Origin of the sequence: Geopseudomonas aromaticivorans (assembly GCF_019097855.1) — a bacterium.
Classification (GTDB): Bacteria; Pseudomonadota; Gammaproteobacteria; order Pseudomonadales; family Pseudomonadaceae; genus Geopseudomonas; species Geopseudomonas aromaticivorans.
Genome location: NZ_JAHRGL010000071.1, coordinates 33089 through 53320, shown reverse-complemented (window position 1 = coordinate 53320; position 20232 = coordinate 33089). Strand labels below are relative to the sequence as shown.

Genomic DNA, 20232 nt, shown 5'->3' with positions numbered 1-20232 from the left:
TCCCCGACTATGCCGCCGCCGCGGAGCCAGCGGCAAGTATCAGTGCTTGGCCTCCAGGCGCAGCAGGCCCTGCTCCTCGCGCCAGCCGACCCGATTGAGGAAGCTCATGCCCAGCAGCACCTCGGTGGGCGAGCCGCCGGCAACGATGGCGGCCTCGACGCCGAGCAGCTCGATAGTGCCGACCTTGACGCTGTTCAGGCGCATGCTCCAGGCCGGCACCACGCCGCCGGCGGTGTTGACCTGCATCGGCTGGCCGCGCGTCTTGTAGTCGAGACCGAGACGGCTCGCCTGCGCCTCGTTCATCGCCACCGAGGACGCGCCGGTGTCGACCAGGAACTGCACCCCCTGGCCGTTGATCGAGCCGGCCGACCAGTAGTGGCCGTCGCCGCGCCGGGCGATGCTCATTTGCTGGCGCTGCGGCTCGGCATAGCCGGTGCCGCTGTATTCGCGCGACAGGCCGAATGGACGCTCGGCGCCCTCCACCCGCAGCACCGCGCCGCGGGCATCGGCGCTGACCAGGGTGACGCCGGCCGGACCGCTCTGGCCGACCTTGAGCAGCTGGCGCTGACCGTCGACGCTGACCACCGCCGCGCCGGGAAACAGGCCGACCACCTGCACCTGCGGCGCCGCCGCCAGCGGTGCGGCCAGCAGCAGGCTGGTGCAGAAAACCAGGAAAGAACGCATATACAACCTCCGTGTTGTCGGGAAATTCAGGCCAGCAGCACCACCAGCCCCTGCAGCAGCAGCCAGGCAGCGGCGCCGGCCAGCAGGTCGTCGAGCATGATGCCGACGCCGCCGTGCACCCGGCGATCGACCCAGCTGATCGGCCAGGGCTTGAGGATGTCCAGCACGCGGAACAGCACGAAGCCGACCAGCAGCCACGGCCAACCGGGCGGCGCCAGCCACAGGGTGATCCAGATGCCGACGATCTCGTCCCAGACGATGCCGCCGTGATCGTGCACGCCCAGATCGCGGGACACCTTGCCACACAGCCAGAAACCGAACAGCGAACCGAGCAGCAGGATCAGGCCGTAGCCCCAGTGCGGCAGCAGCTGCAGCAGCGGCACGAACAGCAGGCCGACTAGGGTGCCCCAGGTGCCCGGCGCCTTGCGCATGGCGCCGGAGCCGAAACCGAAGGCGATGAACTGCCAAGGGTCGCGCCAGATCGAGGCCGGCGCGAGGTCGGGACGCTCAGGTTTGGCCATCGCCACCTCCGAAATGCTGGTAGCCGCCGGCGGCCGGGGTGATGTCGTGGCCGTCACGGTCGAGCACGCGCACGCCGCTGCCCGCCGCGACCCGGCCGATGAGATGGAACGGCTGGCCGGTGGCCTGCAGCGTCGGCAGCGCGGCCGGCGGCAGGCTGAAGGCCAGCACGTAGTCGTCGCCGCCGGTCAGCGCCAGGTGCAGCGCCCGGGCGCCGGCCGCCTCGCGGAGGGCCGCGGCCAGCGGTAGCCGCGCGGCCTCGATCAGCAGCGCCACGCCGGACTGCTCGGCGATATGCCCGCAGTCGGCGAGCAGGCCGTCGGAGACGTCCAGCGCCGCGCTGGCCAGGCCGCGCAGGGCCTGACCGAGGAGCAGTTGCGGCTGCGGTGTCCAGTAGCGCGCCAGCAGCTCGGCATCGCCCGCGCCGCTCGCGGCGCGCTCGCCGAGCACCAGCGGCAGGGCCGCCGCGGCCTCGCCGGTCGTCCCGCCGAGGCACAGCAGGTCGCCGGGACGCGCGCCCGAGCGCAGCAGGGCCTGGCCGACGGGCAGGCGGCCGAACACGGTGACGTTGATGTTGAGCGGGCCGCGGGTGGTGTCGCCGCCGATCAGCGCCAGCTGGCAGGCGCGCGCCATCACATCGAGCCCGCGGGCGAAACCCGCCAGCCAGGCCGGCTCGGCGTTCGGCAGGGTCAGCGCCAGGGTGAAGCCGAGCGGCGCCGCGCCCATCGCCGCCAGGTCACTGGCCGCAGCGGCCAGCACGCGCTGGGCGAGCAGGAAGGGATCGTGATGTTCGGGGAAGTGCACCCCGGCAACCTGGGTGTCGGTGGACACCGCCAGTTGTTCGCCGGGTCGCAGTTGCAGCAGCGCGCAGTCGTCGCCGATGCCGCGCGCCACGCCGGAAACCGGCGTGGCGCAGGCGGCCGCGGCGAAGTACTGACGGATCAGCTCGAATTCGCCGAGGCCGGCCATCGCGCGGGGATCAGCTGCGCTTGTTGCGTACTTCGGCGCCGCGCAGGCGCGGGGCCAGCTTGTCCAGCACGCCGTTGACGAACTTGTGGCCGTCGGTGGCACCGTAGACCTTGGCCAGCTCGATGCCCTCGTTGATCACCACACGATAGGGCACATCGGCGCGGTTGAGCAGCTCGTAGGTCGACAGGCGCAGGATCGCCAGTTCGACCGGATCGAGTTCCGCCACCGGGCGGTCGAGGCAGGGTGCGAAGGCGGCATCCAGCTCCTGCTTCAGGCGCGGCACGCCGTGCAGGATCTCGCGAAAGTAGGCGCCGTCGACATCGCTGAAGTCGTTGTCGACGCGGAACTGCGCTTCGATCTCGTTGATCGACTGACCGGCCAGCTGCCACGAGTAGAGGGCCTGCACCGCCAGGCTGCGGGCCTTCTGGCGCATGGCGATCTTGTTCGGTCGGGCGGCCTTGGGCGCCGGAGTGCCGCTATCGTGCTCGCTCACTTGGCCTCCAACTGCGCCAGCAGGCTGACCATTTCCAGGGCGGACAGGGCCGCTTCGGCGCCCTTGTTGCCAGCCTTGGTGCCGGAACGCTCGATGGCCTGCTCGATGGAGTCGACGGTCAGCACGCCGAAGGCAACCGGCACGCCGAACTGCAGGGACACCTGGGCCAGGCCCTTGGTGCACTCGCCGGCGACGTATTCGAAGTGCGGAGTACCGCCGCGGATCACCGCGCCGAGGGCGATGATGGCGTCGAATTCGCCACGCTGGGCGACTTTCTGGGCAACCAGCGGAATCTCGAAGGCGCCCGGGGCGCGGATGATGGTCAGCTCGCTCTCGCTGACGCCGTGGCGCACCAGGGCGTCGATGGCGCCCTGTACCAGGCTTTCGACGACGAAGCTGTTGAAGCGGCCAACCACCAGGGCGTAACGGCCTTTGGGGGCGATGAAGGTACCTTCGATGGTCTTCAGGGTCATGACGGATTCCAGATAAAGAGCCGGGGCGCCAGTGCGCCCCGAGGTGTTATTCACAGATAGCGTTATTCGCAGGTGACGTATTCTACAACTTCCAGATCGAAGCCGGATATCGCGTTGAACCTGACCGGCGAGCTGAGCAGGCGCATCTTGCGCACGCCCAGATCGCGGAGGATCTGCGAGCCGGCACCGACGGTGCTGTAGGTGGTCGGCTCGGCCGGCTTGGCACCGCCGAGCTGCTCCTCGAGCAGGGCCAGCAGCTCGTTGCCGCTCATCGCATGGTTGAGCAGCAGGACCACGCCGCTGCCCTGCTCGGCCACCTTGAGCATCGCCTCGCGCAGGCTCCAGCGCCCCGGACGCTTGACGCTGAGCAGGTCGCGCAGCGGGTCCATGTTGTGCACGCGCACCAGGGTCGGCTCGTCGGCCTTGATCTCGCCCTTGATCAGCGCCAGGTGCACCTGGCCCTCGACCTCGTCGCGGTAGGTAAACAGCTTGAACTGGCCCAGCTCGCTGTCCAGCTGGCGCTCGGAGACGCGCTCGACGGTGCGCTCGTGGACCAGGCGGTAGTGGATCAGGTCGGCGATGGTGCCGATCTTGATGCCGTGTTCTTCGGCGAACTTTTCCAGTTCCGGGCGACGGGCCATGCTGCCGTCGTCGTTCATGATCTCGCAGATCACCCCGCTCGGCTGGAAACCGGCCATGCGCGCCAGGTCGCAGGCCGCCTCGGTGTGGCCGGCGCGCGCCAGCACGCCGCCGGGCTGGGCCATCAGCGGGAAGATGTGCCCGGGACTGACGATGTCCTCGGCCTTGGCCTCCAGCGCCGCGGCGGCCTGTACGGTGCGCGCGCGGTCGGCGGCGGAGATGCCGGTGGTCACCCCCTCGGCGGCCTCGATGGACACGGTGAACTTGGTGCCGAAGCCGGAGCCGTTGCGCTGCACCATCAGCGGCAGGCCGAGGCGCTCGCAGCGCGCGCGGTCCATCGGCATGCAGATCAGGCCGCGCGCATGCTTGGCCATGAAGTTGATGTCCTCGGCGCGCACGCACTCGGCGGCCATGATCAGGTCGCCTTCGTTCTCGCGGTCCTCGTCATCCATGAGAATGACCATCTTGCCCTGGCGAATGTCCTCGACCAGCTCGGCAATCTTGTTGAGCGCCACAGGCACCCCCTTAATGAATTCGTGATGGAAAAGCGGCTCAGCCCTTGAGGAAGCCGTGTTCGGCGAGGAACGCCTCGCTGATGCCGTGACCGGCCGGCTCGGCAGCCTGGTCGCCGAGCAGCAGCCGCTCCAGGTAGCGCGCCAGCAGGTCGACCTCGAGGTTGACCCGCCGACCGCTGCGGTAGTCGGCCATGATGGTTTCCTGCAGGGTGTGCGGGACGATGGTCAGTTCGAAGTCGGCGCCATCCACCGCGTTCACCGTCAGGCTGACGCCATCGACGGTGATCGAGCCCTTGAGGGCAATGTACTTGGCGAGTTCGCGCGGCGCACGCACGCGAAACTGGATGGCGCGGGCATTGTCGGCGCGCGAGACGACCTCGCCGACGCCGTCGACGTGACCGCTGACCAGGTGGCCGCCGAGGCGGGTGGTCGGCGTCAGCGCCTTCTCGAGGTTGACCGGGCTGCCGACCTTGAGGTCGCCGAAGGCGGTGCGGGTCAGAGTCTCGCGGCTGACGTCGGCCCAGAAGCCGTCGCCGGGCAGTTCCACCGCGGTCAGGCAGGTGCCGTTGACGGCGATGCTGTCGCCGAGCTTGACGTCGCCGAGGTCAAGCTTGCCGGTGGCGACGTAGACGCGCACGTCACCGCCCTTGGGGGTCATGGCGCGGATGCTGCCGATGGCTTCGATGATTCCGGTAAACATCAGGCCTCCCGCATCGCGACGAGGGTATTCACTTGCATGGTCGAACTCCTGTTTTGGATAAAACAGGGCGTTGGATCGAAGGGGATTTCGCGGGCACGGATGGGCCGCCCCGAGGAAGGAATCCCGCTCTCTCTCATCCGGACTGTAACCGTCGGCCCCGGAATCGCACCGGATCTGCTGACCTTGCCGCCCAGGGTGGCAAGCGCTCGCGGGCTGGGCGCAGACTGCGCCATCACCGCCGGTGGGGAGTTGCACCCCGCCCTGAGAACGTCGCGGCCGTTGGCGACCGCGTGGGACTTTGTACCATATTTTTGCCGCAGCGGTGCGCCGCTACCCGGCCCCTGGTGCACGAGGTGCCCCGGCCGTGGCAATCGCATCCGCCGAGCGCGTTGGATCGGTTACGCCGGCACGGCGACGATGAGCCAATCGCGGCCGACCGCGCGGATCTCGCGGATGCTCAGCTGCGGCGCCTCGGCCATGCGCTGCAGCGGCCAGTCGAGCAGCGGCCGGGCGCTGGAGCCGAGCAACTGCGGCGCCATGAAGATCCGGTACTCGTCGACCAGCCCCTCGCGGGCGAAGGCGCCGGCCAGGCGCGGGCCGGCCTCCACCAGCACCTCGTTGGCGCCGCCGCCGGCGAGCTCGAGGAGCAGGCGGCGCAGGTCGACATGGCCGTCGCCGCGCGACAGGCACAGCAACTGGTGGCCGGCGGCGCGGTATTCGTCGCCGCGGCCATCGTCGTCGCAGCAGGCCACCCACGCCGGCCCGGCCTGGAAGAAGGCCGCGCTCAGCGGCACGCGCAGCTGGCCATCGATGAGCACGCGCAACGGCGGCCGGCCGACCGCCAGAGCCACCTGCTCGGCGTCCACGCCGAGCTCGTCGGCACGCACGGTGAGGCGCGCGTTGTCGAACAGCACGGTATCGGCACCGGTGACGATCACGCTGGCGCGCGCGCGCAGGCGCTGCACCGCCGAGCGCGCCGCGGCGCCGGTGATCCACTGGCTCTCGCCGCTGGCCATGGCGGTACGCCCGTCCAAGCTCATCGCCAGCTTGACCCGCACCAGCGGCAGGCCCAGCTCCATGCGCTTGATGAAGCCCTGATTGAGTTCCCGCGCCTCGGCCTCCAGCACGCCACTGGTCACCTCGATGCCGGCATCGCGCAGCAGGCCGAGACCGCGACCGGCTACCAGCGGATTGGGGTCCTGCATGGCCGCCACCACCCGGCCGACGCCGGCCCTGACCAGCGCCTCGGCGCACGGCGGGGTACGCCCGTGGTGGCTGCACGGCTCGAGGGTGACGTAGGCGGTGGCGCCGCGGGCGCGTTCGCCGGACTGGCGCAGGGCGTGCACCTCGGCGTGCGGCTCGCCGGCACGCACGTGCCAGCCCTCGCCGACGATCTCGCCGCCGGCGACTATGACGCAGCCGACGCGCGGATTGGGATGGGTGGAGAACAGCCCCTGGCGCGCCAGTTGCAGCGCACGGGCCATGAAGGCCTGATCGCAGGCCTTGGCAGCATCTTGCATGGAGTCAGCCTTTGCTGGGGTCGCGGGACAGACGCTCGATTTCCTCGCGGAACTGGTCGAGGTCCTGGAAGTGCCGGTAGACCGAGGCGAAACGGATGTAGGCCACCTCGTCGAGGCTGCGCAGCTCGTCCATCACCAGCTCGCCGACCACCCGCGAGCGGACCTCGCGCTCGCCGGTGGCGCGCAGCTTGTGCTTGATGTGGGCGATGGCCTCTTCGAGGCGCTCGACGCTGACCGGGCGCTTTTCCAGCGCGCGCTGCATGCCGGCGCGCAGCTTGTCCTCGTCGAACGGCTGGCGCACGCCGTCGGACTTGATCAGCCGCGGCATCACCAGTTCAGCGGTCTCGAAGGTGGTGAAGCGCTCCTGACAGGCCAGGCATTCGCGGCGCCGGCGCACCTGCTGGCCCTCGGCGACCAGACGCGAGTCGATGACCTTGGTGTCGTGGGCGCCGCAGAAGGGACAGTGCATGATGGCTCGGCCGGTCAAGTGAAGTTGGCGGTCATGGTACCCCATGGCGCATTCAAGACAAGCCGCCGGCGCCGGGTTATAAGGACCGCCGGACCCACTGCCCGGAGCCCCCGCATGCCCCCGCCGCCCGCCGAACTGCTCGCCCCGCTGCACACCCTGCTCGGCGACGCCCAGCTGACCGCCAGTACGCTGCCGGATACCGATATCCGCCTGTGGCTGCTCGACGCCGCCAACATGGACCGTGCCTTCAGCCCGGAGGAGACCCGGCGCATCCTCGAGGAGCCGCCGTACTGGTGCTTCTGCTGGGCCAGCGGCCTGGCGCTGGCGCGCTGGCTGGCCGAGCGCCCGCAATGGGTACGCGGCAAGCGCGTGCTCGACTTCGGCACCGGCAGCGGCGTGGCGGCGATCGCCGCCGCACGGGCCGGCGCCGCGGAGGTGGTGGCCTGCGACCTGGACCCGCTGGCCTTGGCCGCCTGCCACGCCAATGCGGCGCTGAATGGTGTCGAGCTGGGCTATTCGGCGGACTTCTTCGCCGAAGCGGATCGCTTCGACCTGATCCTGGTGGCCGACGTGCTCTACGATCGTGCCAACCTGCCGCTGCTGGATGCGTTCCTGTCCCGCGGCCGCCAGGCGCTGGTCGCCGACTCGCGGGTGCGCGACTTCCAGCATCCGTTGTACCGGCGCCTGGCCGTGCTGGATGCCTGCACCTGGCCGGATCTGGCCGAGCCGCGCGAATTCCGCACGGTCAGCCTGTACCACGCCGCGCGGGGCGCTGCCTGAGCAACATCAAGCAGTCCGGCAAACGGCCTGCAGCCAGTGCCCCTGTTGTCGGGCAGGGTCACCCCCGGGCGGCAATACTGTCAGGCGACCACCTCGCCCGGAGTTCCGTCATGCCCAGCGACACCCTGCGCCTGTTCTTCGCCCTGCCCTGCCCGCCCGAGCTGGCCGAGGCGCTCTGCATCTGGCGCGACAGCCTGGCCCTCGGCGGCAAGCCGGTGGCGGCAGACAACCTGCACCTGACCCTGGCCTTCCTCGGCCAGCAACCCCGCACCCGGCTGGAGGAACTGCAACTGCTCGCTGCCGGCATCGAGGCGCCGCCCTTCACGCTGGATCTGGACCGGCTGGGCGGCCACCGCGGCACGCTGTGGCTGGAGCCGAGCCAGATGCCCAGCGCACTGGCGGCGCTGGCGGCCGACCTGCAGCAGCGCCTGCTGGCCATCGGCATGCCCCTCGACAGCCGCCCGTTTCGCGCCCACCTGACCCTGCTGCGCCACGCCGGCGCGCGACCGGTCGGCGCCACGGTCGACTTCGCCTGGCCCGTCGAGCGTTTCGCTCTCTATGCGTCGGAAAACACCGCGCGCGGCGTGCGCTACCGCGAGCTGGGCGGCTGGCCGCTGGTGCCGGGGCTGCGCCGCCCGGGAAGCGACAGGCGGCCGCCGCAGTAGCGCGCAACCGCCCGCTCCGCCGCCGCCATCGGTGGCGGGCGCCACTGGCTCAGCGCTGCGGTACGGCGATCAGGAAGCGGAACAGGGTGCCGTGCTGCTCGACGGACAGGCAGTCATAGCCCTTGGCCCTGGTGTCCTCGGGAATGCCGTGCACCGACTGCGAGCAGTCGGTGACCACTTCCAGCAGCTCGCCCGGCTGCAGGGTCGCCAAGGTCTCCAGGGTGGCGATGGCGTTGTACGGGCAGTGTTCGCCGCGCAGGTCGAGGGACAGGGTCGGTTGGTTCTGATTCATCAGGCAGCACTCCGGGAGACACGGAAACGACGGGCATTGAGCCCGACCAGCAACATGGCCACCGCCAGGCCGACGCAGGTCAGCAGCAGACCGCTGCCGGGGCCGAAACTCGCCAGCAGGTTGATCTTCGGATAGGGCAAGGCCAGGGCGCCGCCCAGCTCGTCCCAGTACACCGCCACCAGGGTACCGCCGATCACGTTGCCGAGACCGACTACCCAGAAGTGCACCTGGCCTTCCATCGCCCGGTACATCCAGCCGGTCTCGCAGCCGCCGGCGACCACGATGCCGATGCCGAACAGCAGGCCGCCGAGGATCGCGTTGGGGCCCATCCAGAAGATCTTCGGCGTCGCGCCCAGGCCGATGGCGGCGAAGGTGCCGATGCTGGCCACCGCCATGCCCAGCAAGATGCCGTAGGCGATGCTGCTGCGCCCGGTGGTCCACAGGTCGCGGGCGGCGCTGGTGAAGCAGATCTGCGCGCGCTCGATCAGGCCGCCGAACAGCAGGCCGAACAGGCAGGCCATGCCCAGCACCAGCGAAACATTGAAGCGCCAGGCCGCGAACGCCAGGCCGGCCACCAACACCGCCACGCCCAGGCGGCTCTGCACGCCGGCGCGCCGGGCCAGACTCGCGGCGTCCGGCAGCAGCGTGCTGGCCTGGCTACCGACCTTGAGGGGAATGCGCAGGAACGGCAGCAGGCAGATCTTCACCCCGACCCAGGCGCCGCCGACGGTGGCGAGCATGAAGGCCCAGGCATGCAGGGAGAACATCGGAATTCCGGTGAAGAAGGCGGCCAGGTTGCAGCCCATGGCCAGGCGCGCGCCGAAGCCGGCGACGATGCCGCCGAGCAGCCCCTGCAGCAGGCGGCGCTTGCTGGTCGGCCAGCGCAGGCCGACATTGCCGGCCCACAGTGCCGTGCACAGGGCACCGACGAACATGCCGACGATCATCACCCCGTCGATGCGCTCCAGCGGCGTGCCCGCAAGGCCGATCAGCTTGAAGTAGCTCCACTCCTGCGGCTGGTAGCCGAACCAGGAAAGGATATGTCCACCCCAGCGGGTGAACTCGCCGGTCACCGCCCAGAAGGTCCCGGTGATGGCGAAGTAGTAGGCGGAAGCGATCCCCAGTGCGACCAGCGCCGGCAAGGGCGACCAGAAACGCACCAGGTAACGTTGTCGGAAATCGGCTACTGCGGACATGCAACACTCTCCTTGTCGGGCGCCATACGGAGCGCCCGAACGCCAAAAGGCGCGGATTCTACGCCTGGCGCCGCGCACCGTCAGCCGCCGCAACGCCGCCCGACGCGCCCTTGCTTCCGTAGGCGAGCGCCCCCACTTACCATGCATGCATCTTTTCTTCCGCACACGCCCGTTTCGAGAACCCCGATGAGCGAAAGCCCGTACATCTTCGACGTCACCACCGCCAGCTTCGAGCAGCTGGTGATCGAAAACTCCTTCCACAAGCCGGTGCTGGTGGACTTCTGGGCCGAGTGGTGCGCGCCATGCAAGGCGCTGATGCCGATGCTGGCGAAGATCGCCGAGGGCTACCAGGGCGAGCTGCTGCTGGCCAAGGTCAACTGCGATATCGAGCAGGACATCGTCATGCGCTTCGGCATCCGCAGCCTGCCCACCGTGGTGCTGTTCAAGGACGGCCAGCCGGTCGACGGCTTTGCCGGTGCCCAACCGGAGTCGGCGATCCGCGCCATGCTCGAGCCTCACGTGCAGGAGCCGCCACCCGCACCGGCCGACCCACTGGAAACTGCGCGCGCGCAGTACGCCGCCGGGCAGCTCGGCGCGGCGGAACAACTGCTCAAACAGCTGCTCGGCGAGGACAACCAGAATGCCGCGGCGCTGATCCTCTACGCCCGCTGCCTGGCCGAGCGCGGCGAGCTGGACGAGGCGCAGGCGGTGCTGGATGCGGTGAAAAGCGACGCGCACAAGCAGGAGCTGGCCGCCGCCCGCGCCCAGCTGACCTTCCTGCGCCAGGTGGTCGGCCTGCCGGAAGCGGCCGAGCTGAAGAGCCGCCTGGCCCAGGATGCCGGCGACGACGAGGCCGCCTTCCAGCTGAGCATCCACCTGCTCGCCCGCCAGCAGTACGAGGCGGCGCTGGATGGCCTGCTGCGCCTGTTCATGCGCAACCGCAGCTACGGCGACGACCTGCCGCGCAAGACCCTGGTGCAGGTATTCGACCTGCTCGGCAACGAGCATCCGCTGGTGATCGCCTACCGGCGCAAGCTGTATCAGGCACTGTACTGAGTCCGGCGCCGCCGCCACTCCCGCTGCCGTGGGCCAGCGCCCCGGCGCGGCCCAGCCGCGTCCGCGCCAGCCCCCTGGCGCTCGGCTGCGCTGATCCGTTGAGCTGGGTCAAGACAATGAGCACTCCAGTCGTTAGCATAGGCAGCAGATCGCTAAGAACTTATTGTTATTGGAGCTCACCATGATCCGCAAAACCCTCAGCGCCTCCCTGCTGGCTCTGGCCATCGCCGCTCCCTTCGCCCAAGCCTACGAGGCCGGCGACATCATCGTGCGTGCTGGCGCGATCACCGTCGACCCGCAGGAAGACAGCAGCAGCCTGAAGTTTGACGGTGCGGCTGCTGCCGGCACCAAAGCCACGCTGGACAGCGATACCCAGCTGGGTCTGAACTTCGTCTACATGCTGAACAGCAAGGTTGGCGTCGAGCTGCTGGCAGCCACCCCGTTCAGCCATGAAGTGGGCGTAAAAGGCCTGGGCAGCCTGGATGGTAAGTTGGGCGATATCAAGCACCTGCCGCCGACCCTCAGCGTGGTCTACTATCCGCTGGACTCCAAAACCGCCTTCCGTCCCTATGTCGGTCTCGGTCTCAACTACACCACTTTCTTCCAGGAAGACGTAACCAGCAACCGTGCAGCCCAGGGCTTCAGCAACCTCAACCTGGATGACTCCTTCGGCCTGGCCGCACAGGTGGGCATGGACTACATGCTGACCGACAACGTCATGCTCAACGCCCAGCTGCGTTACATCGACATCGACACCGACGCTTCCGTCGATGGCCCGACCGCCCTTGGCATCAGCCGGACCAAAGTCGACGTCGACGTCGACCCGATGGTCTACATGGTCGGCCTCGGCTACAAGTTCTGATAACCGTACCCCCAACGGCGACAGAAACGACAAAAGGCACCTTCGGGTGCCTTTTGTCGTTGTGGGCCATGCGGTTTCAACCGCGTCCGCTACTCCGCTACGCAGCGCAGCAGCCGTCAGCGCCCGAGCAGCCGTGCCAGCCCGGTCTTGAACGGCGTCGGCTCGGGGCAGGCGAAGCGCGCCAGCATTCGCCGGTTGTCCGCCCGCGAGTGACGGATATCGCCGGCACGCGCGGCGCCGTAGGTCACCGGCGGCAGGCCGCCGAGCAGCTCGCCGAGGGCCGCCAGCAGCTGGTTCAGGCTGGTGGCGCGATTGAGGCCGACGTTCACCGCCCCCGCTTCCACCTGCGGCAGCTCCAGTGCCTGCACCAGCAGCGCCACCACGTCGGCGACGTAGACGAAGTCGCGGGTCTGTTCGCCGTCGCCGAACACGCTGATCGGCAGGCCGGCCTGGGCTCGCTCGCTGAAGATGCTGATCACCCCGGAATACGGCGAGGACGGATCCTGGCGTGGACCGAAAACATTGAAGAAGCGGAAGATCGCCGGCGTGAGGCCATGCTGGCGGCGATAGAAATCGAGGTAGTACTCGCTGGCCAGCTTGTCCGCCGCGTAGGGGGTCAGCGGCGCCTTCGGCGTGTCCTCGTCGATCGCCTCGCCCTCGCCGTTCTGCCCGTACACCGCCGCGCTGGAGGCGAACACCACCCGGCGCACGCCTTGCTCGCGCATCGCCTCGCACAGATTCAGCGTGCCGATGAAGTTGCTCTGGTGGGTACTCACCGGATCGTCCACCGAGGCCTGCACCGAAGCCACCGCAGCCAGATGGGCCACCGCCGTGCAACCGGCGAGCGCGGCGCGCAGCGCCGCCGCATCGGCGACATCGCCCACCACCAGCTCGAGGCGCGGATTATCCAGCGGCAGATTGTTGCGCTTGCCGGTGGAGAAGTTGTCCAGCACGCGCACCGCATGGCCGCGCGCCAGCAGCGCGTCGACCAGGTGCGAGCCGATGAAACCCGCGCCGCCGGTCACCAGAACCAGGGAGTCAGCCATGACGGTAGTAGCGATCCAGCAATGCCGGCAGGGCCGCACGCCAGGCGCGTGGCTTGATGCCGAAGGTGTTGAGGATTTTCTTGCAGGCCAGTACCGCGTGCTGCGGCTCTTCCGGGGCGTCCGGCCGTTCGGCATGGGGTTGCGGCGTGAGGTCCTGGGGTAGCTCCGACCGGTAGCGGCGCGCCTCGGCCAGGGTCGCCTGGCCGAGGGCCAGACTGGTGGTCGCCTCGATGCCGCCGTAATGATAGGTACCCCACAAGGGCGCGTTGCAATCGAGCTGCTTGAGCACCGAGAGGATCACCCGCGCGGCGTCGTCCACCGGGGTCGGATTGCCGCGGCGGTCGTCGGCGAGGAACAGCTCCTCGCCGCTCTCGGCCCACTTGAGCAGGCGCCCCAGGCGCCCCTCCGGGCTCTCGTCCAGCAGCCAGCCGAAGCGCAGCAGGATATGCCGCGGGCAGACGGCCCGCACCAGCTGCTCGAAGCGCCACAGCGCCTGACCACGCATGCTCAGCGGGCGCACGTCGTCCTTCTCGCTGTAGGCCGTGGCGCGGGCGCCGTCGAACACCTTGTAGCTGGAAGGCTGCAGCAGGATGATCTCGTGGTGCAGGCAGAGCTCGGCCAGCCGCTCGATGGCGCGCTCCTGGACGAACAGGCGCTCGACCTCGACCTGCTCGGACTGGAACCAGTCATGGTAGTAGGCCAGGTTGATCAGCACGTCGGGGCGCTGCTCGTCGAGCAGGCAGGTCAGGCTGGCGGGATCCCACCCCTGTGCGGGCGGCACCGGGGCCTGAAGCTCGATGTTCTCTTCCGCCCCCAAGCGCAGCAGCGCCTGTCCAAGGGCATTACCGCCGCCCAGCAGCATCAGGCGCATGCGCATGGTGATGGACTACCTCGGTCAGAACGGGATGTCGTCGTCGAAGCTGTCGTAGTCCGGCGCCGGCTGCTGGGCGGCCGGTTGCTGCGGAGCAGGACGCGATTGGCGCGGCGCCTGCTGCTGCGCTTCGCGCGGAGGACGCGGCGCGCGCGGCGCTTCGTCGCCGGCATTGCCGCCACGACCACCGAGCAGCTGCATCTGGCCACCCATGTCCACCACGATCTCGGTGGTGTAGCGCTTGACGCCGTCCTTTTCCCATTCGCGGGTCTGCAGGCGGCCTTCGACGTACACCTGCGAGCCCTTGCGCAGGTACTCGCCGGCGATTTCCGCGACCTTGCCGAAGAACACCACGCGGTGCCACTCGGTGCGCTCCTGCAGCTGGCCGGTCTGCTTGTCCTTCCAGCTGTCGCTGGTGGCCAGGGTGATGTTGGTCACGGCGTTGCCGTTGGGCAGATAACGGGTTTCCGGGTCGCCACCGACGTTACCCACCAGAATGACTTTGTTGACTCCGCGAGCCATAGAATTCTCCTCGGCTTCAGCACGCCGGTGCCGGATTGACCAGGCGTTCGAGCGACGTGCGATCCAGTTGTTGGGTATCCACCTTGACGTAGACGGCGGCCTCTTCGGCCACCACGAAGGCATCGGCCACTCCGGGCGTTGCCTTCAGGCGCGCGGCCAGCCCCGCCTCGCGCTGGGCCAGGGGCGACAGCGGCAGGCGCACACTGGTCACATACGGCGGTTCGCGCATAGTAGCAGCAAACCCCAGCCACAGGGCAGCCAGCAGCGCACAGCCGAGGAACACGGCACTCACCCCGCCCTGCTGGAACAGCCAGCCACCGAGCAGGCCGCCCAGTGCGGCGCCGAGGAACTGGCTTGTCGAGTACACGCCCATCGCCGTGCCCTTGCCACCGGCCGGCGCCATCTTGCTGATCAGCGACGGTAGCGACGCCTCCAGCAGGTTGAAGGCGGTGAAGAACACCAGATTGCCGATCACCAGCGCATGCAGGCTGCTGCCGAACTGCCAGAAGAACAGCTCGCACAGCAGCAGCAGCGCCACCGCACCGAGCAGCACGCGCTTCATCTGGCGCTTCTTCTCGCCGTAGATGATGAACGGGATCATGCCGAAGAAGCCGACCAGCAGGCCGATCAGGTACACCCACCAGTGCTCCTCCTTGGGCAGCCCGCCCCGCTCCACCAGTGCCAACGGCAGGGCGACGAAGCTGGCCATGAGGATGGCGTGCAGCGCCGCGATGCCGAAGTCCAGGCGCAGCAGGTCCGGATGGCGCAGCGTCGCTCCCAGCGCCTGGCTCGCCACGCGCGCTTCACGATGCTGCAGGGCTTGCTGCGGCTTGGGCACCAGCACGGCGATGATCAGGATGCCGAGCAGGGCCATGCCGGCGGTGACCCAGAACAGCCCGGACAGACCGAAGGCGCGGGTCAGCAGCGGACCGACCACCATGGCCACGGCGAACGACAAGCCGATGCTCATGCCGATCATCGCCATCGCCTTGGTGCGGTGCTGTTCGCGGGTCAGGTCGGAGAGCAGCGCCATCACCGCCGCCGAGATCGCCCCGGCGCCCTGCAGCACGCGTCCGGCGATCACCCCCCAGATGGAGTCGGCGGTGGCCGCCAGCGCCGCGCCGGCAGCGAAGATCAGCAGGCCGATGTAGATCACCGGCAGGCGACCGACGCGGTCGGAGACGATGCCGAAGGGAATCTGCAGCACGGCCTGGGTCAGGCCGTAGGCGCCGATGGCCAGGCCAATCAGCAGCGGCGTGGCGCCCACCAGGTCCTGGCCGTAGGTCGCCAGCACCGGCAGCACCATGAACATGCCGAGCATGCGGAAAGCGAACACCGAGGCCAGGCCGGCAGCCGCGCGCTGCTCGGTCGGACTCATGCGCTCAGTGTGCGGATCGTGCATGACAACACCTCGAAAAACGGGGGCACGATTCTAGCAGCACCGCGTGCGCCGGCACAGGCGCGGCGCTTTGCCGCTCGGCCGAACGCGGCCGTATACTCGTGGGTTTCCGCCCGCCATGCGAGGCCGCAGTGGACAAGATCCTGATTCGTGGGGCACGTACCCACAACCTGAAAAACATCGACCTGACCCTGCCGCGCGACAAGCTGATCGTGATCACCGGCCTGTCCGGTTCGGGCAAGTCGTCGCTGGCCTTCGACACCCTGTACGCCGAGGGCCAGCGCCGCTACGTCGAGTCGCTGTCCGCCTACGCCCGCCAGTTCCTGTCGATGATGGAGAAACCCGACGTCGACACCATCGAGGGCCTGTCGCCGGCGATCTCCATCGAGCAGAAGTCCACCTCGCACAACCCGCGCTCCACGGTCGGCACCATCACCGAGATCTACGACTACCTGCGCCTGCTCTATGCCCGCGTCGGCACGCCGCGCTGCCCGGACCACGACGTGCCGCTGGAGGCGCAGACGGTCAGCCAGATGGTTGACCAAGTGCTGGCCCTGCCCGAGGGTAGCAAGCTGATGCTGCTGGCCCCGGTGGTGCGCGAGCGCAAGGGCGAGCACCTGTCGGTGTTCGAGGAGCTGCGCGCCCAAGGCTTCGTGCGCGCACGGGTCAACGGCAAGCTCTTCGAGCTGGACGAGCTGCCCAAGCTCGACAAGCAGAAGAAGCACAGCATCGACGTGGTGGTGGACCGTTTCAAGGTGCGCAGCGACCTGCAGCAGCGGCTGGCCGAGTCCTTCGAGACCGCCCTGCAGCTGGCCGACGGCATCGCCCTGGTCGCCCCCATGGACGGCGAGGAAGGCGAGGAAACCATCTTCTCCGCGCGCTTCGCCTGCCCGCACTGCGGCCACTCGATCAGCGAGCTGGAGCCCAAGCTGTTCTCCTTCAACAACCCGGCCGGCGCCTGCCCGAGCTGCGACGGCCTGGGCGTGAAGCAGTTCTTCGACCCGCGGCGGCTGGTCAACGGCGAGCTGACCCTGACCGAGGGGGCGATCCGCGGCTGGGACCGGCGCAACGTCTACTACTTCCAGATGCTCGGCTCGCTGGCTGCGCACTACGGCTTCAGCCTGGAAGAGCCGTTCGACGACCTGCCGGTGGCCGTGCAGAAGGCCCTGCTGCACGGCAGCGGCCGCGAGGAGGTGGAGTTCCGCTACCTCAACGACCGCGGCGACATCGTCAGGCGCGCCCACCCGTTCGAGGGCATCGTGCCCAACCTGGAGCGCCGCTACCGCGAGACCGAATCGAACAGCGTGCGCGAGGAGCTGGCCAAGTTGCTCAGCACCCAGGCCTGCCCGGACTGCCGCGGCACCCGCCTGCGCCGCGAGGCGCGCCATGTATGGGTCGGCGACAAGACCCTGCCCGCGGTCACCGCCCTGCCGGTGGGCGATGCCTGCGGCTACTTTGCCGAACTGGCGCTGAGCGGCCGCCGCGGCGAGATCGCCGAGAAGATCCTCAAGGAAATCCGCGAACGCCTGCAGTTCCTGGTCAACGTCGGCCTCGACTACCTGACCCTCGATCGCAGCGCCGACACCCTGTCCGGCGGCGAGGCGCAGCGCATCCGCCTGGCCAGCCAGATCGGCGCCGGCCTGGTCGGCGTCATGTACATCCTCGACGAGCCGTCGATCGGCCTGCACCAGCGCGACAACGAACGCCTGCTGGCCACCCTCACCCACCTGCGCAACCTCGGCAACACGGTGATCGTGGTCGAGCACGACGAGGACGCCATCCGCCTGGCCGACTACGTGGTCGACATCGGCCCCGGCGCCGGCGTGCACGGCGGGCGCATCGTCGCTGAAGGCACCCCGGCCGAGGTGATGGCCCACCCCGACTCACTGACCGGCAAATACCTGTCCGGACGCGAAAGGATCCGTTACCCGGCCGCGCGCACGCCAGCCAACCCGCAGAAACTGCTCAGGCTCAAGGGGGCGCGCGGCAACAACCTGCAGAACGTCGACCTGGAAATCCCCGTCGGCCTGTTCACCTGCGTCACCGGGGTGTCCGGCTCCGGCAAGTCGACGCTGATCAACAACACCCTATTCCCGCTGGCTGCCACCGCACTGAACGGCGCCACCACGCTGGAGGCGGCGCCACATGGATCCTTCGACGGCCTGCAGCATCTCGACAAGGTGGTCGACATCGACCAGAGCCCGATCGGTCGCACGCCGCGCTCCAACCCGGCCACCTACACCGGTCTGTTCACGCCGATCCGCGAGCTGTTCGCCGGCGTGCCGGAATCGCGCTCGCGCGGCTACAACCCGGGGCGCTTCTCCTTCAACGTCAAGGGCGGCCGCTGCGAGGCCTGCCAGGGCGACGGCGTGATCAAGGTGGAGATGCACTTCCTGCCGGACATCTACGTGCCCTGCGACGTGTGCAAGGGCAAGCGCTACAACCGCGAAAGCCTCGAGGTGAAGTACAAGGGCAAGAACATCCACGAGGTGCTGGAAATGACCATCGAGGAGGCCCGCGCCTTCTTCGATGCGGTACCGGCGCTGGCGCGCAAACTGCAGACGCTGATCGACGTCGGCCTCTCGTACATCAAGCTCGGCCAGAGTGCGACCACCCTGTCCGGCGGCGAGGCGCAGCGGGTCAAGCTGTCGCGCGAGCTGTCCAAGCGCGATACGGGGAAAACCTTGTACATCCTCGACGAGCCGACCACCGGCCTGCACTTCGCCGACATCCAGCAACTGCTCGACGTCCTGCACCGCCTGCGCGACCACGGCAACACGGTGGTGGTGATCGAGCACAACCTCGACGTGATCAAGACCGCCGACTGGCTGGTCGACCTCGGCCCAGAGGGCGGCTCGCGCGGCGGGCAGATCATCGCCAGCGGCACACCGGAGCAGGTGGCGGCCATGCCGCAGTCGCACACCGGGCATTTCCTCAAACCGCTGCTGGAGCGGGAGAGGAGCTAGGCCCCGCGCCTCCCGCCACCAACGACAAGGCCGGGCATGAAAGCCCGGCCTTGTCGTATCCGTGCGCCGAATGACGGCCAGAATTGCCCCGAGCAGAAAACGCAGGCAACAAAAAACCGGGCACAGGGCCCGGTTTCTTGTGAATCACCCGAACTTACTCGGCAGCTGCTTCCACAGCACCGGCAACCGGACGATCAACCAGCTCGACGTACGCCATGGGGGCGTTGTCGCCAGCGCGGAAACCGCACTTGAGGATGCGCAGGTAGCCGCCCGGACGGTTGGCGTAGCGCTTGCCCAGCTCGTTGAACAGCTTGCCGACCATTTCCTTCGAACGGGTACGGTCGAAAGCCAGACGGCGGTTGGCAACGCTGTCAACCTTGGCCAGGGTGATCAGCGGCTCGGCAACGCGACGCAGCTCTTTCGCCTTGGGCAGGGTGGTCTTGATCAGCTCGTGTTCGAACAGCGACACCGCCATGTTCTGGAACATGGCACTGCGGTGGGCGCTGGTGCGGCTCAGATGACGGCCACTTTTACGATGACGCATGATTGAAATTCCTTACCAAACCTTGAGTTCGGTGATTGGGGACGATCAGGCAGTCGCCTTATCATCCTTTTTCAGACTTGCCGGCGGCCAGTTGTCGAGGCGCATGCCGAGGGAAAGACCGCGGGAAGCCAGAACGTCCTTGATCTCGGTCAGGGACTTCTTGCCCAGGTTCGGCGTCTTGAGCAGCTCTACTTCGGTGCGCTGAATCAGGTCACCGATGTAGTAGATGTTCTCTGCCTTGAGGCAGTTGGCCGAACGCACGGTCAGTTCCAGATCGTCGACAGGGCGCAGCAGGATCGGATCGATCTCGTCTTCCTGCTCTTCCACCACCGGCGCGCTGTCACCCTTGAGATCGACGAACGCGGCCAGCTGCTGCTGCAGGATGGTCGCGGCACGACGAATGGCCTCTTCGGGATCGAGGGTACCGTTGGTTTCCAGGTCGAGAACCAGCTTGTCCAGGTTGGTCCGCTGCTCGACACGGGCGCTTTCCACCACGTAGGCCAGACGGCGCACCGGGCTGAACGTGGCATCGAGCTGGAGGCGGCCGATACTGCGGCTTTCATCCTCGTCGCTCTGGCGGGCGTCGGCGGGCTCATAGCCACGGCCGCGCGCCACCTTGATGCGCATGTTCAGGGCGCCGTTGTCCGCCAGGTGGGCGATCACGTGATCACCGTTGACGATCTCGACATCGTGATCCAGCTGAATATCGGCAGCGGTCACCACGCCCGAGCCCTTCTTCGCCAGGGTCAGAGTCACTTCATCGCGACCGTGCAGCTTGATGGCCAGGCCTTTCAGGTTGAGCAGGATCTCGATTACATCTTCCTGCACACCCTCGATGGCGCTGTACTCGTGGAGTACGCCATCGATTTCAGCCTCAACCACTGCACAGCCAGGCATGGAGGACAACAGGATGCGACGCAGCGCGTTGCCCAGTGTGTGACCAAAACCGCGCTCGAGAGGCTCGAGCGTGATCTTGGCGCGGGTCGGGCTGACCACCTGAACGTCGATATGACGGGGGGTCAGAAACTCATTTACCGAACTCTGCATGGATG

General features: G+C 68.2%; 22 protein-coding genes and 1 riboswitch. Of the genes, 5 read left to right on the top strand and 17 right to left on the bottom strand.

From position 1 onward, the window contains the following. Positions 1 to 39: 39 nt before the first annotated feature. The 9 genes from KRX52_RS18780 to nrdR all read right to left on the bottom strand — a co-directional run bounded on the left by KRX52_RS18780 (position 40) and on the right by nrdR (position 6981). The gene (locus KRX52_RS18780; protein WP_217683247.1) at positions 40 to 684 is read right to left on the bottom strand and encodes a retropepsin-like aspartic protease family protein; all 645 of its coding nucleotides are present in this window, start codon (positions 682 to 684) and stop codon (positions 40 to 42) included. A 26-nt stretch (positions 685 to 710) separates the two neighbouring features. Next, on the bottom strand, positions 711 to 1205 hold the full coding sequence (locus tag KRX52_RS18775) for a phosphatidylglycerophosphatase A family protein (RefSeq protein ID WP_217683246.1): 495 nt from the start codon (positions 1203 to 1205) through the stop codon (positions 711 to 713). Then, positions 1192 to 2172 carry a thiamine-phosphate kinase gene (gene thiL / locus KRX52_RS18770; protein ID WP_217683245.1) on the bottom strand — a complete coding sequence of 327 codons (981 nt, stop codon included), beginning with the start codon at positions 2170 to 2172 and terminating at the stop codon, positions 1192 to 1194. The genes KRX52_RS18775 and thiL overlap by 14 nt, the downstream gene beginning before the upstream one ends. Before the next feature lie 10 nt (positions 2173 to 2182). Next, positions 2183 to 2665, bottom strand: a complete 483-nt coding sequence (nusB, locus tag KRX52_RS18765) for a transcription antitermination factor NusB (RefSeq protein ID WP_217683244.1) — start codon at positions 2663 to 2665, stop codon at positions 2183 to 2185. Then, positions 2662 to 3138, bottom strand: a complete 477-nt coding sequence (gene ribH / locus KRX52_RS18760; protein WP_090306466.1) for a 6,7-dimethyl-8-ribityllumazine synthase — start codon at positions 3136 to 3138, stop codon at positions 2662 to 2664. Before ribH ends, nusB begins: the two co-directional genes overlap by 4 nt. A gap of 62 nt (positions 3139 to 3200) precedes the next feature. Continuing rightward, entirely contained in the window at positions 3201 to 4292 is a 1092-nt protein-coding gene (ribBA, locus tag KRX52_RS18755) for a bifunctional 3,4-dihydroxy-2-butanone-4-phosphate synthase/GTP cyclohydrolase II (RefSeq protein WP_217683243.1), read from the bottom strand. 37 nt (positions 4293 to 4329) lie between these two features. Continuing rightward, positions 4330 to 4992 (bottom strand): riboflavin synthase, encoded by a 663-nt coding sequence (locus KRX52_RS18750; protein WP_217683242.1) that lies wholly within the window; start codon positions 4990 to 4992, stop codon positions 4330 to 4332. A 121-nt stretch (positions 4993 to 5113) separates the two neighbouring features. Then, a riboswitch (FMN riboswitch) is annotated at positions 5114 to 5265 on the bottom strand. Positions 5266 to 5390: 125 nt separating this feature from the next. Continuing rightward, on the bottom strand, positions 5391 to 6512 hold the full coding sequence (gene ribD / locus KRX52_RS18745; RefSeq protein ID WP_254797684.1) for a bifunctional diaminohydroxyphosphoribosylaminopyrimidine deaminase/5-amino-6-(5-phosphoribosylamino)uracil reductase RibD: 1122 nt from the start codon (positions 6510 to 6512) through the stop codon (positions 5391 to 5393). 4 nt (positions 6513 to 6516) lie between these two features. Next, entirely contained in the window at positions 6517 to 6981 is a 465-nt protein-coding gene (gene nrdR, locus KRX52_RS18740; RefSeq protein ID WP_217683241.1) for a transcriptional regulator NrdR, read from the bottom strand. A gap of 114 nt (positions 6982 to 7095) precedes the next feature. On the opposite strand from nrdR, the gene KRX52_RS18735 reads away from it, so the two are divergent. Together KRX52_RS18735 and thpR are read left to right on the top strand one after the other, a co-directional pair. Continuing rightward, on the top strand, positions 7096 to 7761 hold the full coding sequence (locus KRX52_RS18735; protein ID WP_217683240.1) for a class I SAM-dependent methyltransferase: 666 nt from the start codon (positions 7096 to 7098) through the stop codon (positions 7759 to 7761). Between the two features lie 110 nt (positions 7762 to 7871). Next, a complete protein-coding gene (gene thpR, locus KRX52_RS18730) occupies positions 7872 to 8426 on the top strand; it encodes an RNA 2',3'-cyclic phosphodiesterase (RefSeq protein WP_217683239.1) in 555 nt (184 codons plus the stop codon). A gap of 49 nt (positions 8427 to 8475) precedes the next feature. Here thpR and yedF read toward each other — a convergent pair whose 3' ends face one another. Together yedF and yedE are read right to left on the bottom strand one after the other, a co-directional pair. Beyond that, positions 8476 to 8718, bottom strand: coding sequence for a sulfurtransferase-like selenium metabolism protein YedF (gene yedF / locus KRX52_RS18725; RefSeq protein ID WP_437439718.1), 243 nt, complete (start codon positions 8716 to 8718; stop codon positions 8476 to 8478). Then, entirely contained in the window at positions 8718 to 9914 is a 1197-nt protein-coding gene (gene yedE / locus KRX52_RS18720; protein ID WP_217683238.1) for a selenium metabolism membrane protein YedE/FdhT, read from the bottom strand. The genes yedF and yedE overlap by 1 nt, the downstream gene beginning before the upstream one ends. Before the next feature lie 186 nt (positions 9915 to 10100). Between yedE and trxA the strand changes: the two genes are divergently transcribed. Further along, positions 10101 to 10970 carry a thioredoxin gene (trxA, locus tag KRX52_RS18715; protein ID WP_217683237.1) on the top strand — a complete coding sequence of 290 codons (870 nt, stop codon included), beginning with the start codon at positions 10101 to 10103 and terminating at the stop codon, positions 10968 to 10970. Positions 10971 to 11151: 181 nt separating this feature from the next. Then, positions 11152 to 11832: an OmpW/AlkL family protein gene (locus KRX52_RS18710; RefSeq protein WP_217683236.1), complete on the top strand. Its 681-nt coding sequence runs from the start codon at positions 11152 to 11154 to the stop codon at positions 11830 to 11832. Between the two features lie 116 nt (positions 11833 to 11948). Here KRX52_RS18710 and KRX52_RS18705 read toward each other — a convergent pair whose 3' ends face one another. The 4 genes from KRX52_RS18705 to KRX52_RS18690 are packed head-to-tail and all read right to left on the bottom strand — an operon-like array spanning position 11949 to position 15673. Continuing rightward, on the bottom strand, positions 11949 to 12878 hold the full coding sequence (locus KRX52_RS18705; RefSeq protein WP_217683235.1) for an NAD-dependent epimerase/dehydratase family protein: 930 nt from the start codon (positions 12876 to 12878) through the stop codon (positions 11949 to 11951). Beyond that, positions 12871 to 13755, bottom strand: coding sequence for a sugar nucleotide-binding protein (locus tag KRX52_RS18700; protein WP_217683234.1), 885 nt, complete (start codon positions 13753 to 13755; stop codon positions 12871 to 12873). The genes KRX52_RS18705 and KRX52_RS18700 overlap by 8 nt, the downstream gene beginning before the upstream one ends. Positions 13756 to 13773: 18 nt before the next feature. Then, positions 13774 to 14271, bottom strand: coding sequence for a single-stranded DNA-binding protein (locus KRX52_RS18695; protein ID WP_217683233.1), 498 nt, complete (start codon positions 14269 to 14271; stop codon positions 13774 to 13776). Positions 14272 to 14287: 16 nt separating this feature from the next. Next, entirely contained in the window at positions 14288 to 15673 is a 1386-nt protein-coding gene (locus KRX52_RS18690; RefSeq protein WP_217683232.1) for an MFS transporter, read from the bottom strand. A 128-nt stretch (positions 15674 to 15801) separates the two neighbouring features. Between KRX52_RS18690 and uvrA the strand changes: the two genes are divergently transcribed. Next, positions 15802 to 18636 carry an excinuclease ABC subunit UvrA gene (uvrA, locus tag KRX52_RS18685; RefSeq protein WP_217683231.1) on the top strand — a complete coding sequence of 945 codons (2835 nt, stop codon included), beginning with the start codon at positions 15802 to 15804 and terminating at the stop codon, positions 18634 to 18636. A gap of 154 nt (positions 18637 to 18790) precedes the next feature. On the opposite strand, the gene rplQ is transcribed toward uvrA, so the two are convergent. Continuing rightward, entirely contained in the window at positions 18791 to 19180 is a 390-nt protein-coding gene (gene rplQ / locus KRX52_RS18680) for a 50S ribosomal protein L17 (protein ID WP_217683230.1), read from the bottom strand. 45 nt (positions 19181 to 19225) lie between these two features. Then, entirely contained in the window at positions 19226 to 20227 is a 1002-nt protein-coding gene (locus KRX52_RS18675) for a DNA-directed RNA polymerase subunit alpha (RefSeq protein WP_217683229.1), read from the bottom strand. Between the last annotated feature and the right edge of the window lie 5 nt (positions 20228 to 20232).